The organism is Micromonospora tarensis, assembly GCF_016803395.1.
GTDB classification, from domain to species: domain Bacteria; phylum Actinomycetota; class Actinomycetes; order Mycobacteriales; family Micromonosporaceae; genus Micromonospora; species Micromonospora tarensis.
In genome coordinates this window covers 1-12,349 of record NZ_JAEVHL010000196.1, presented here as the reverse complement: position 1 = coordinate 12,349, position 12,349 = coordinate 1, and the positions used below count along the sequence as shown (strand labels likewise).

Genomic DNA, 12,349 nt, shown 5'->3' with positions numbered 1-12,349 from the left:
GCGCCCGGGTCGATGCGGTGCCGGCGGCTGCCGAGCCGAAGGTCCGGCCGGCGGCTGCGGAACGCGGACGGGTCCGGCCAGCGGGTCCGCGGCTGCTCGCCCCGGCGGCCGAGCCAGCCGGGAGCGTTGAGCAGCAGGGTGTACTCGGCGGTCGCGGTGCGTACGGTGTGCTGCACCGCGATCCGGCCCTCGGTGGCGGCGCCCGGGTCGATGCGGTGCCGGCGGCTGCCGAGCCGAAGGTCCGGCCGGCGGCTGCGGAACGCGGACGGGTCCGGCCAGCGGGTCCGCGGCTGCTCGTCGATGCGCATCGCATCTGCCCCCTCGCACGTGACGCCGCGTCGTCGCGACCGGCGTTGGTCAGCGGGCCCCCGTGACCCACCTGGCCCTACGGTAGGCAGCGGAGATGATCGCCTCATGAGTCCCAGCTGAGAGGGTGCTGTGCATCCGCGCCTCCCACATGGTGGACGTCGCGTACCGGGAGACGGGACACCGACGTACCGTTGCCGAGACGGAACCGTTGAGCAGAGGAGTGCGGTCGTGGCGCGGATCGCGGTGGTGGCCGGGGACGGCATCGGGCCCGAGGTGGTCGCGCAGGCCCGCAAGGTCCTCGACGCGGTGCTGCCCGGTGTGCAGGCCACCGAGTACGACCTCGGCGCCGCCCGCTGGCACCGTACCGGAGAGGTGTTGCCCGACTCCGTGCTGGCCGAGCTGGCCGGGCACGACGCGATCCTGCTCGGCGCGGTCGGTGACCCGACCGTTCCGCCGGGAGTGCTCGAGCGGGGGCTGCTGCTCAAGCTTCGGTTCGCCTTCGACCAGTACGTCAACCTGCGCCCGTCCCGGCTCTGGCCCGGGGTCGCCGGTCCGTTGAACACCGTGAAGCCGGGCGAGGTCGACCTCGTGGTGGTGCGCGAGGGCACCGAGGGGCTCTACGCCGGTGCCGGTGGCTCGCTGCACCGGGACACCCCCGCCGAGGTCGCCACCGAGGAGAGCCTGAACACCCGGCACGGCGTGGAGCGGGTGATCCGCGACGCGTTCGCCCGCGCCGGCCGCCGGGAGCGGCGCAAGGTGACGCTGGTGCACAAGACGAACGTGCTCACCCACGCCGGGTCGCTGTGGGCGCGCACCTTCGACGCGGTCGCCGCCGAGCACCCGGACGTCGCCACCGAGTACCAGCACGTCGACGCGGCGGCCATGTTCCTGGTCACCCAGCCGCAGCGCTACGACGTGGTGGTCACCGACAATCTCTTCGGCGACATCCTCACCGACATCGCCGCCGCCGTGACCGGCGGGATCGGGTTGGCCGCCTCCGGCTGCATCAACCCCGAGGGGGCGTACCCCTCGATGTTCGAGCCGGTGCACGGCTCGGCTCCGGACATCGCCGGGCAGGGCATCGCCGACCCGGTCGCCGCGGTGCTCTCCGCCGCGCTGTTGCTGGAGCAGTTCGGGCACGGCGAGGCCGCCGCCCGGGTGAACGCGGCGGTCGCCGCGGAGTTGGCCAGTCGGACCCCGGGCGTGACGCTGCGTACCGAAGAGGTAGGCGACCGGCTCGCCGCCCACGCCGTAGCCTGATCGTCTCGACCGGGTGCGGCGGCCGGCCCGGCGCCGGCCGCCGGGACGGCGGGTGTCGCCCGACCGGCGCTACCCGCTGAACGACCGTTCGGGGTAGGTTTCTGGCACAGCCATGTCGGTGTGCGGTCCCGCATGCCGTTGTCCCGCAGGGAGGTCAGCGCGATGAGCGGTGGTGACAAGCTCGACTTCGAGATCCGTCCGAATACCGCGCCGGTATCCGCCGCCGATCGGGCCGCACTGCTGGCCAATCCCGGTTTCGGTCGGGTCTTCACCGACCACATGGTCACGGTCCGTTACGCCGACGGCAAGGGGTGGTACGACGCCCGGGTGGAGGCACGCGGTCCGATCCCGATGGACCCGGCCAGCGCCGTGCTGCACTACGCGCAGGAGATCTTCGAAGGGCTCAAGGCCTACCGGACCGCCGACGGTGGCGTGACGATGTTCCGACCGGACGCCAACGCCGCCCGCTTCGCCGCGTCCGCGCAGCGGATGGCGATGCCGGTGCTGCCGCCCGAGGTGTTCGTCGACTCGCTGCACAAGCTCATCGAGATCGACCGCGATTGGATCCCCACCGGCGAGGACGGCAGTCTCTACCTGCGGCCGTTCATGATCGCCAGTGAGGCGTTCCTCGGCGTCCGCCCGGCCAACGAATATCTCTACATGGTGATCGCGTCACCGGTTGGCGCGTACTTCACCGGTGGCGTCAAGCCGGTCACCGTCTGGGTCTCCCCGGACTACACCCGGGCCGCCCCCGGCGGCACCGGGGCGGCCAAGTGCGGTGGCAACTACGCCGCCTCGCTGGCCGCCCAGGCCGAGGCCATCGACGCCGGCTGCGACCAGGTGGTCTTCCTGGACGCGGTGGAGCGCCGTTTCGTCGACGAGCTGGGCGGCATGAACGTCTTCTTCGTCTACGACGACGACACGCTGGTGACTCCGCCGCTGACCGGCACGATCCTGCCCGGCATCACCCGCGACGCGATCATGGCACTGGCCGAGGCGGCCGGTCACCGGGTCGAGGAGCGGCCGGTCAGTTTCGCCGACTGGCAGGCCGACGCGGCCAGCGGCCGGCTGCGTGAGGTGTTCGCCTGCGGCACCGCCGCGGTGATCACGCCGATCGGCGGGGTGCGCTTCCCGGACGGCGAGTTCCTGGTTGGTGGCGGCGAGTCCGGCCGGGTCACCATGTCGCTGCGCCAGCAACTGGTCGACATCCAGCGTGGCAAGGCTGCCGACCCGCACGGCTGGGTGCGGCAGGTCTGCTGACCTCGTGCCGGTCGGCCCGTCCATCGCGGACGGGCGACCGGCCGGGTCTACCCCTCGGTCGGTCCGTCGAGCAGGTGGTCGCGGAGCGCGGCGAGCTGCTCGTCGGTCACCCCGGCGTGGCGCAGGTACGCCTCGACCGAGCCGTGCCCCGCGCGCAGCTCATCAAGGAAGATCTGCATGGCCTCGGCGGGTGAGCTGAGGAACGGCGCCGGGATGTCCACGCCGTCGGGATTGATGGAGGCCAGCCAGGCGCTGTACCGGGCCGAGGCCTCGGTGCTCAGCGCGTAGTCCGCGGTGATGTCGGCGTCGTCGACGCCGAGCACGGCGAGGGTCAGCGCGCAGACGATGCCGGTGCGGTCCTTGCCGGCCACACAGTGCACCACCACCGGGGCGTTGGCCGAGTCGGCGATCAACCCGACCGCCTCGGCCAACCCGGCGGTGCCGGTCTGGGCCAGGTCGGCGTACCGGTCCGCGAGGTACCGGGCCAGGCTGGCGCCCTCCTCGTGCGGGGTACCCGACCAGTCGTCGTGCTCCGGGTGGATGTGCCGATAGGTCAGCCCCTGGTACGCCGGCACCCGACCGTCCCGCTCCACCTCGGTGGGGCGACGCAGGTCGATGACGGTGCGGATGCCGATCGCGGCGAACGCGTCGCCGTCCTGTTCGGTGAGGCGGTGCAGCGAGTCGGAGCGGTAGAGCCGACCTCGACGCACGGCGCGGTCGCCGTGGCCGAGGTAGCCACCGACGTCGCGGAAGTTGAAGGTGGCGGGGAGCGAGATCTGGCGGTTGTCGTCGATGGCGTCCACGCTCACACGGTAACGGCAGGTGGGGTCGCGCCCCACCGGCGACGAGCCGAACAGTCACCGTGCCGTGCCGGGCGGGAGCGCGCCGTACGTCTCGTCGTAGTAGCCGCCCAGCCGATCCCGGTAGCTCGGATCGCTGTGGCTGGCCTCGTCGTACTCCGGGGCGGCCTTGATCTGGTCCCGCGTCCGGTCGACGGAGACGGTGCGCTGGTCGTGGTCGACCTGGTTGACGGTGCCGGCCGGCAGCATCACCTTCTTGCCGAAGACCCACGGCCCGGTGTCCACGACCAGGTAGCTGCCGTCCACCTCGTGACTGGCGCTGTCGATCTTGCCGATGCCACCGTCGGTCGCCTCGACCTTGTAGCCCACCAGGTCGGCGTCGGCCACCCCGGCCTGGTCCCGGTAGCGCCAGGGGTCGAACATGCCGGCCGGCGCGCCGCCGGGCACCGCGCCCTGGTCGCCGCCGCGCAGTGGCTCCGGCCCGGCGTGGGTGGCGTGCGGATCGATCCTGTCCATGCCGTTCACTCCTGACTGTCGCCGATCGTCGCGGCGTCGGTGGGTGCGTTGCCCCAACGGAGCTACCCGACCGCCGGGGGATGGAAACGGCGGGAGCGCGACGCTGCGCAGGCGGAGGTTGCGGTGCTCAGGCCAGGGCCGCCTCGGCGTCCAGGGTGACCGCGGCGGCGTGCACCACGGCGGAGATCCGCAGTGCGTCGTGCACCTGCTCGTCGGTGAAACCTCGGCCACGCAGCGCCTTCTCGTGCAACTCCAGGCACACCCCGCAGCCGGCGATGGCCGACACGGCGAGGCACCACAACGTGAAGTCGCCCTTGTCCACGCCGGGCCGGGCGGTGACCCGCATCCGCAGCCGGGCCGGCATCGAGGCGTACCGCTCGTCGCCGATGAGGTGCTTGGCCCGGTAGTAGACGTTGGTCATCGCCATGATCGCGGCGGCGGCCTTGGCCGCCTCGACACCCGCCGGCCCGAGGTGCCCGAGCGCCTCGGCCGCGATCTCCCGCAGCACCACCGGGTTTCGGGCCGCGACGGCGCACGCCAGCGCAGTGCCCCAGGTCTGCGCCGGGGTCAACGTCGAGGTGCCGATGGTGGCGCCCAGGTTGAGTGCGATGTCCTCGGCGTAGCCGGGCAGAGCCGCAGTGATCGCGTCCAGGCCCATGGTCAGACGCCGCTCTTCCGGTGCGCCACGAGGGCCGCGGCCCGGTCGGCGACCTCGCTGCCGAGTCGGCCCGACTCGGCGATCTCCGTCGGACCGACGACGGTGACGTCGATCGGCCCGACGGAGACCACCTGCCACTTGCCCTCGTGGGACGCGTGGTTGATCGTCTTGGGCGCGTTGGTGGCGCCCAGCGATGCGCAAGCGGTGAGTCTGTGCTCAGGTAAGCGGTCACTGACGGTGAGCACAGGTCCTCCTTGTAGATGGCGCGGTGGCCATCGTTGGATCCGTTCCAGATGCTTCCGCACGGCTGTTCCCGCCGGTGAGCGGCCTGACGGCTTGTGAAGCCGATCACCGGCGCGGTTCGGACTGAACGAACCCTCAGTAACCGTCCCGCCATGTGGATTGCTCCTCCCAAAACCATGGGTGGGGTGGCAGAGTGGCGATCGTGACCAGCACCGCCCTGATTATTGCGACCTAGCGCGCCGGCCCCCCTCCGCCGAGCGCGCAGACCTCCCGCATCCGCGGGAGGTCTTTTTGTTGCTCCGAGAAAGGATCCTGATGACGTTCCAGGTCTTCGACACGACGTTGCGCGACGGTGCCCAACGCGAGGGGCTCACCTACTCGGTGGTCGACAAGCTGGCGGTGGCCCGGCTGCTCGACGAGTTCGGCGTCGGTTTCATCGAGGGTGGCTGGCCGGGTGCGGTGCCGAAGGACACCGAGTTCTTTCGCCGGGCCCGCACCGAACTGGCCCTGCGGCACGCCGTGCTGGTCGCGTTCGGCGCCACCCGCAAGGCAGGTGTCGCGGTCACCGACGACCCCCAGGTGCGGGCCCTGCTCGACGCGCAGACCCCGGCGGTGGCGCTGGTCGCCAAGGCCGACATCCGGCACGTCGAACGCGCGCTGCGCACCACCGGCGCGGAGAACTTGGCGATGATCCACGACACCGTCAGCCACCTGGTACGCGAGGGCCGGCGGGTCTTCGTCGACGGCGAACACTTCTTCGACGGCTACCGGCACGACCCCGGGTACGGGGCGGCGGTGGTGCAGACCGCGCTGGCCGCCGGCGCCGAGCGGATGGTGCTCTGCGACACCAACGGCGGCATGCTGCCGTCCCAGGTGACCGCCGCGATCGTCGACCTCACCGACAAGCTGGGCATCGACGCCGGGCTGCTCGGCATGCACGCCCAGAACGACACCTCCTGCGCGGTGGCCAACACCATCGCCGCCGTGGAGGCGGGTGTCCGGCACGTCCAGGGCACCGCCAACGGGTACGGCGAACGCCCCGGCAATGCCGACATCTTCGCGGTCGTCGCCAATCTCGAACTCAAGCTGGGCCTGCCCGTCCTACCGGAGGGCTGCCTGGCGCAGATGGTGCGGGTCTCGCACGCCATCGCCGAGATCGCCAACATCGCCCCCGACACCCACCAGGCGTACGCCGGGGCCGCCGCCTTCGCCCACAAGGCGGGGCTGCACGCGAGCGCGATCAAGGTGGACCCGTTGCTCTACAACCACGTGGACCCGTCGGTGGTGGGCAACGACATGCGGATCCTGGTGACCGAGATGGCTGGTCGGGCCAGCGTCGAGCTCAAGAGTCGCGAACTCGGCCTGGACCTGGCCGGCAGCCCGGAGGCGTTGACCCGGGTCACCAAGCGGGTCAAGGAGCTGGAGGCGGGTGGTTGGTCCTTCGAGGCCGCGGACGCCTCCTTCGAGCTGCTGGTCCGTTCCGAGTTGCCGGAGGGCGGCCCGGCCCGACCGTTCACCCTGGAGTCGTACCGGGTGCTTGTCGAGCACCGTGAGGACGGCGCGGTGGTCTCCGAGGCGACCGTGAAGATCCGGGTACGCGGTGAGCGGGTGATCGCCACCGCCGAGGGCAACGGCCCGGTCAACGCGCTCGACGAGGCGCTGCGGGTGGGGCTGGCTCGGCACTACCCACAGCTGCGCGACTTCGAGTTGGCCGACTACAAGGTGCGCATCCTGGAGGGCAGCCACGGCACCGGCGCGGTGACCCGGGTGCTGCTGGAGACCGCCGCCGGCAGCGGCCGGGACTGGACGACCGTCGGGGTGCACCCAACGTGGTCGAGGCCAGCTGGCACGCGCTGGTGGACGCCCTCACCTACGGCCTGGCCCCCACCCACGCCTGAGCTCACCCCACTCGCCCTGGCGATCTCGCGCTCTGGGTCGGCCGCCGCCGCCAACGCCGGGCGACGACACAGAGTGCGAGATCGGCGGGTCAGGGGAGGGCGAGGGTGGCCAGGACGGGGCGGTGGTCGGTGCCGGGAAGGTCGAACACCCGCACCGAGCGGACCGCGATGCGCCGGTCGACGAGCACGTGGTCGATGGTGACCGGTGGGATGAGATCACCGTCGTACGGACCCCAGGTGCCGGTCAGGCCCGCCCCGGCGGCGTCGGCGGCGTCGACGTAGCCGGTGCTCAGCAGGGCCCGCAGCGGACTGTGGTCGAGGGTGGCGTTGAAGTCCCCGGCGAGGACCCGCAGGCCACCGTCCCGGGTGGCCGGTGGTTGGGCGGTCAGGTCGGCACGCCACGCGCCGATCTGGTCCAACGCGTACGGCGCCGAGGGGTGCGCGGACTCGACGCGGACCGGGGGCGCGCCGGGGACGGCCACCGTGCCGTACGCCTGGGTGAAGCCCCAGCCTTCCAGGTTGCGACGGAGGCCGACGTCGCTGAGCGGCCACCGCGAGTAGAGCCCGGAGCCGGGCGTGCCGATCTCCGCGTTGAGCTGCCGGTGGGGCAGCAGCCGGTCGAGGCCGAGCTGATCCAGGGCCGCCTGCGCCGCCGGGGTGAACTCCTGCACGGTGAGCACGTCCACCTCGTGCCGCCGGACCAGCTCGACGAGGGTCCGCGCGTCGCCGGTGCCGGCGAGCAGGTTGGCGGTGAGCAGCCGCACGGTCGGCCCGCCCGCCGCCGGTTGCGGCGAGGCCAGGGCGCGGGGTGTGACGACGCCGAGCAGTGCCACCGCCGCCAGGGCCGCGAGGGCCGCCGGCCACCAACGCCGCAGGGCGAGCGCGAGGCCCAGGGCGAGCACACTGAAGCCCGCGACGTACGGCGTGAAGGCGAGCGCCTGCACCAGTGGCCCGTGGTCCAGGCCGATCAGCCGGACGGCGGCCCAGAACGCGGTCGGGGTGACCACCAGCCAGCAGAGCGCCGTGATGAGCCGAGCGCTGCGGTGCCGCTCCGGTGTCGGGGCGGGGGTGGGGGAGGCGTCGACGACCATGGCGGTGAGCTTAGCCGCGATGCCCCTGGTGCTATTTCATGAATGGTGAAGCGCTCACGTTTCACAATTATCTGACGGCCGATTGACAGCTCGACAAAGTGAGATCAACTATTGACTCACGGCTTTTTCCGGTGCTACGTTCCATCTGGCTCAAACGACGCAACTCTGAGTAGTAATAGCAGCTCAGATGGGGTGTAGATCGTTGAGAAATCGACCTCACCGGGAGTGGGTGAAACAGCTTTCCCGCGCCCTGTCGCCGTCGCCTCGCCTATTGGTGGGCAGCCATCCGTCCCGCCCCGCGGGTCGGCCGAATTCACCCGGTCACACAAGGGGGACCTGTCATGAGCACATCCTTCCGACGTAAGGCGGCGGCGATTACCTTCGCCGTCCTGGCGCTCAGCCTGGCCGGTGGGGGCATCGCTGTCGCCCAACCGTCGGCGAAGGCGCCGCAGGAGGCCGTCCAACCGGCGGCACGCGGCAGCAACGCCCAACCGCCGGTCACCGCCGAATCGGCCCGCACGGCAAAGGCCGCGCTGAAGGCGGGTGCGGCCACCACGCTGGTGGCCACCAACTCCTTCACCGTCGTCAACGCCAACGGCACCAAGGCGCGCGGCACCGGCACCGTCATCAAGTACGGCACCGGTCAGTACGAGGTGGTGTTCGGCTACACGGTCTCGGCGGGCGCCTTCCTGGCGACCATCTCCCGCTCCGACGCCTGCTGCATCCCGCCGGGTGGTGAGGTTTCGGTCGCGCCACGGCTCAGCACGCCCAACGCGGTCTTCGTGCAGACCCGCAACTCGGCCGGCACTCCGGCCGACCTGGGATTCACCCTGCTCACCCACACGCCCTGACCGAACCGGATCCGGCCCCCGCGTCTGGTGCGCGGGGGCCGTACCGCGTCGCGTCGCAGACGGGCCGGATGGCCGGGTTGTGCCCTCCTCGGCTGGCTCGCGACGGCGATCACCCTTCCGCGCAGTTCATCCCTGTTCGGGTCGCCCCAGGCCTTCCCGGGCCGCACAATCCGACGTTTGCCCGGCGTGTGCCCGGGAAGCAAGCACCGTGACGGACATCTCGGACACCCTGGCCAGCCTGCCCAGCCCGGTCGATCCCGAGCCGACCGGCGTCGAGCTGGAACAGACCCTCTTCGAGGTCAAACGCGTGATCGTCGGGCAGGATCGGCTCGTCGAACGCCTGCTCACCGCACTGGTCGCCAACGGGCACTGCCTCCTGGAGGGGGTCCCCGGGGTGGCCAAGACGCTGGCCGCGCAGACCCTCGCCACAGTGGTCGGTGGCACCTTCTCGCGAATCCAGTTCACCCCGGACCTGGTCCCCTCCGACATCGTCGGCACCCGGATCTACCGGGCCTCCAAGGAGACCTTCGACATCGAGCTGGGCCCGATCATGGCCAACCTGGTGCTGGCCGACGAGATCAACCGCGCCCCGGCCAAGGTCCAGTCGGCGCTGCTGGAGGCGATGGCCGAACGGCAGGTCTCGATCGGCGGACGGAGTTGGCCGGTCCCGGAGCCGTTCCTGGTGCTGGCCACCCAGAACCCGATCGAGTCCGAGGGTGTTTACCAGCTCCCGGAGGCGCAGCGCGACCGGTTCCTGATGAAGGTGCTGGTGGACTACCCCAGCGACGCCGACGAGCTGGCCATCCTCTACCGGATGAGCACCGACCGGCCGAGCCCGCGCCAGGTCCTCGACCCGCAACGCCTGCAAAACCTCCAGGTCCAGGCCGAGCGGGTCTTCGTGCACCACGCGCTGGCCGAGTACGTGGTGCGGCTGATCCTGGCCACCCGGGACCCGGGCCGGTTCGGGCTACCGGAGCTGGCCCCACTGCTGGCGTACGGGGCCAGCCCGCGGGCCACCCTGGGACTGGTCGCGGCCGCCCGGGCGCAGGCCCTGCTGCGTGGGCGGGAGTACGTGCTGCCCGAGGACGTCCGGGAACTCGCCGTTGACGTCCTCGCCCACCGGCTGGTGCTCTCCTTCGACGCGGTGGCCGACGGGGTGTCCGCCGAGAGCGTGGTGCGCAGGCTGGTGGAGGCGGTGCCACCGCCTCGGCTGGCCAACGGGCAACCCCAGCAGGCACCGGACCTGGCGGCGGCATGAGGGGCGCGACCACCCGGTCTGCCGATCCCGGCCTGGCCGAGCTGGCCCCGGACCAGCAACTGCGTCGCCTGGAGCTGACCGTCACCCGGCGGCTGAACGGGCTGCTGCACGGTCAGTACCGTGGCCTGCTGCCCGGCCCGGGCAGCGAACCCGCCGGCAGCCGCGAGTACCGGCCGGGCGAGGACGAGGTTCGGCGGATGGACTGGGCGGTCACCGCCCGAACCGCCGTGCCGCACGTCCGGCAGGTCGACGCCGACCGTGAACTCACCACCTGGCTGCTGGTGGACGGCAGCGCCAGCATGGAGTTCGGCACCGCCGAGTTGGACAAACGGGAACTGGCGGTGGCCGCCGTCGCGGCGGTCGGCTTCCTCACCGCGGGCGTCGGCAACCGCCTCGGAGCCCAGGTGCTGCGGGCCGACGGGGTACGCCGGTTCCCGGCCCGCAGCGGGCGTATCCACCTGCTCGCTCTGCTGCGCGCGCTGCTCGGCGCCCCGCGTGCCACCCCGCCTCCCGACCGGCCGGGGCGCGGGCCGACAGCAGAACCGCCGGATCTGGCGGACGGCCTCGACGCGCTGCACCGGGTGGCCAACCGGCGCGGGCTGGTGGTGGTGGTCTCCGACTTCCTCGACGGGCTGCCCGACGAGCCCGGTCCGCCCGCGCCCTGGGAGCGGACCCTGCGTCGGCTGGCCGTCCGGCACCAGGTGCTGGCGATCGAGGTGACCGACCCGCGCGAGCTGGAGCTACCGGACGTCGGTCTGATCACGCTCGTCGACCCCGAGACCGGTCGGCACCGCGAGGTGAGCACATCGGACCGCCGGCTGCGCGAGCGGTACGCCGAGGCCGCCGCCGCCCAGCGTGCGCAGGTCCACCAGGCGTTGCGCCGCAGCGGAGCCACCCACCTGGCGCTGCGCACCGACCGGGACTGGAGCGCGGACATCGTCCGGCACGTGCACACCCAGCGTCGGCTCGCCGCCGCACCGGTCGGCCAGGCCCGGGGAGGTGCCACGTGACCTGGCAGTCGCCGCTGCGACTCTGGTTGCTGCTCGGCGTGCTCGCCCTGGTCGTCGCCTACCTGGTGCTGCAACGACGGCGCAGCCGGTACGCGGTCCGCTTCACCAACCTGCGGCTGCTGGACCGGGTGGCCCCGGAGCGGCCCGCCTGGCGTCGGCACGTACCGGCCGGGCTCTTCCTGGCCATGCTGGCACTGCTCGTGGTCGGCTTCGCCCGCCCCAACGCCGAGGTCCGGGTGCCCCGGGAACGCGCCACGGTGATGGTGGCGGTGGACGTGTCCACGTCGATGCTCGCCACCGACGTGGAGCCGGACCGGTTGGCCGCGGCCAAGCAGGCGGCCCGCCGCTTCGTCGAGGGCCTGCCCGACGAGTTCAACGTGGGGCTCGTCGCGTTCGCCGGCAGCGCGGCCGTCCTGGTGCCGCCGGGCACCGACCGGGACGCCCTCGACGAGGGCATCGGCCGACTCGCCGAGGGGATCACCGGCGTGCAGGGCACCGCGATCGGCGAGGCCATCAACACCTCACTCGGCGCGGTCAAGAGCCTGGACAGCGAAGCCGCGAAGGAACCGCCGCCGGCCCGGATCATCCTGCTCTCCGACGGTGCGAACACCGCCGGGATGGACCCGATGGAGGCGGCGGCGGAAGCGGTGACGGCGGAGGTGCCGGTGCACTCCATCTCCTTCGGAACGCCGTCCGGGTTCGTCGACCGAGGTGGCCGGCCCATCCAGGTGCCGGTGGACGGACAGACCCTCAGGGCGGTCGCCGAGGAGACCGGCGGGATGTTCCACGAGGCCAGCACCACCGACGAGCTGCGCGCCGTCTACGACGACATCGGCAGCTCGGTCGGCTACCGCACCGAGCGCCAGGACGTCTCGGCCCGGTTCATCGGCCTCGGGCTGGTGTTCGCGATGGGTGCCGCCGCCGGCTCGATGCGGTGGTTCTCCCGACTGCCCTGACCGCCGCGCAGCACCGACGTCGACAGTGAGGAGTACGCATGGCAGTGCAGACCGGACTGGGCGAACCGCGCGGTCCCTGGTTCATCTCGCCGGAACTCGGCTCGGACGGGCGTGGGTGGTGGGACGCGCCCGAACGCGACCCGGGCGGGCGGCGGCCCCGACGGCTGCTCGCCGCGCTGGCCGTGGTGGCGGTCTCCGCCGTCTCCGGCGCGGTCGCCGGTGGCGTGGTGGCCGGCCGG

At 72.1% G+C, this 12,349-nt stretch carries 11 protein-coding genes and 3 pseudogenes; 8 read left to right on the top strand and 6 right to left on the bottom strand.

Annotation, left to right across the window (positions count from 1 at the left end):
* Positions 1-308 (bottom strand): annotated as a pseudogene (locus tag JM949_RS27175) (FAD:protein FMN transferase); the annotation flags it as partial.
* Between the two features lie 229 nt (positions 309-537).
* On the opposite strand from JM949_RS27175, the gene JM949_RS27170 reads away from it, so the two are divergent.
* Both JM949_RS27170 and JM949_RS27165 read left to right on the top strand, forming a co-directional pair.
* The gene (locus tag JM949_RS27170; protein ID WP_203151079.1) at positions 538-1,569 is read left to right on the top strand and encodes a 3-isopropylmalate dehydrogenase; all 1,032 of its coding nucleotides are present in this window, start codon (positions 538-540) and stop codon (positions 1,567-1,569) included.
* Between the two features lie 162 nt (positions 1,570-1,731).
* Positions 1,732-2,829, top strand: coding sequence for a branched-chain amino acid aminotransferase (locus JM949_RS27165; protein ID WP_203151078.1), 1,098 nt, complete (start codon positions 1,732-1,734; stop codon positions 2,827-2,829).
* 47 nt (positions 2,830-2,876) lie between these two features.
* Here JM949_RS27165 and JM949_RS27160 read toward each other — a convergent pair whose 3' ends face one another.
* From JM949_RS27160 to JM949_RS27145, 4 genes are all read right to left on the bottom strand, one after another.
* Entirely contained in the window at positions 2,877-3,668 is a 792-nt protein-coding gene (locus JM949_RS27160) for a tyrosine-protein phosphatase (RefSeq protein WP_203151077.1), read from the bottom strand.
* 18 nt (positions 3,669-3,686) lie between these two features.
* A complete protein-coding gene (locus JM949_RS27155; protein WP_203151076.1) occupies positions 3,687-4,145 on the bottom strand; it encodes a PRC-barrel domain containing protein in 459 nt (152 codons plus the stop codon).
* A 127-nt stretch (positions 4,146-4,272) separates the two neighbouring features.
* Complete coding sequence (locus JM949_RS27150) at positions 4,273-4,803, bottom strand: carboxymuconolactone decarboxylase family protein (RefSeq protein WP_203151075.1); 531 nt, start codon at positions 4,801-4,803, stop codon at positions 4,273-4,275.
* Positions 4,804-4,805: 2 nt separating this feature from the next.
* Positions 4,806-5,048 (bottom strand): thioredoxin domain-containing protein, encoded by a 243-nt coding sequence (locus tag JM949_RS27145; protein ID WP_203151074.1) that lies wholly within the window; start codon positions 5,046-5,048, stop codon positions 4,806-4,808.
* Between the two features lie 313 nt (positions 5,049-5,361).
* On the opposite strand from JM949_RS27145, the pseudogene cimA reads away from it, so the two are divergent.
* Positions 5,362-6,944: pseudogene (gene cimA, locus JM949_RS27140) on the top strand (citramalate synthase).
* An 89-nt stretch (positions 6,945-7,033) separates the two neighbouring features.
* Here the strand turns inward: cimA and JM949_RS27135 are convergent.
* Positions 7,034-8,035, bottom strand: coding sequence for an endonuclease/exonuclease/phosphatase family protein (locus tag JM949_RS27135; protein ID WP_203151073.1), 1,002 nt, complete (start codon positions 8,033-8,035; stop codon positions 7,034-7,036).
* Between the two features lie 341 nt (positions 8,036-8,376).
* Between JM949_RS27135 and JM949_RS27130 the strand changes: the two genes are divergently transcribed.
* From JM949_RS27130 to JM949_RS27110, 5 genes and pseudogenes are all read left to right on the top strand, one after another.
* The gene (locus JM949_RS27130) at positions 8,377-8,886 is read left to right on the top strand and encodes a hypothetical protein (protein ID WP_203151072.1); all 510 of its coding nucleotides are present in this window, start codon (positions 8,377-8,379) and stop codon (positions 8,884-8,886) included.
* Between the two features lie 208 nt (positions 8,887-9,094).
* On the top strand, positions 9,095-10,144 hold the full coding sequence (locus tag JM949_RS27125) for an AAA family ATPase (protein WP_203151071.1): 1,050 nt from the start codon (positions 9,095-9,097) through the stop codon (positions 10,142-10,144).
* Positions 10,141-11,154, top strand: coding sequence for a DUF58 domain-containing protein (locus JM949_RS27120; protein WP_203151070.1), 1,014 nt, complete (start codon positions 10,141-10,143; stop codon positions 11,152-11,154). The genes JM949_RS27125 and JM949_RS27120 overlap by 4 nt, the downstream gene beginning before the upstream one ends.
* Positions 11,151-12,110: a VWA domain-containing protein gene (locus JM949_RS27115; protein ID WP_203151069.1), complete on the top strand. Its 960-nt coding sequence runs from the start codon at positions 11,151-11,153 to the stop codon at positions 12,108-12,110. Before JM949_RS27120 ends, JM949_RS27115 begins: the two co-directional genes overlap by 4 nt.
* A 38-nt stretch (positions 12,111-12,148) precedes the next feature.
* Positions 12,149-12,349, top strand: a pseudogene (locus JM949_RS27110) (peptidase S1); the annotation flags it as partial.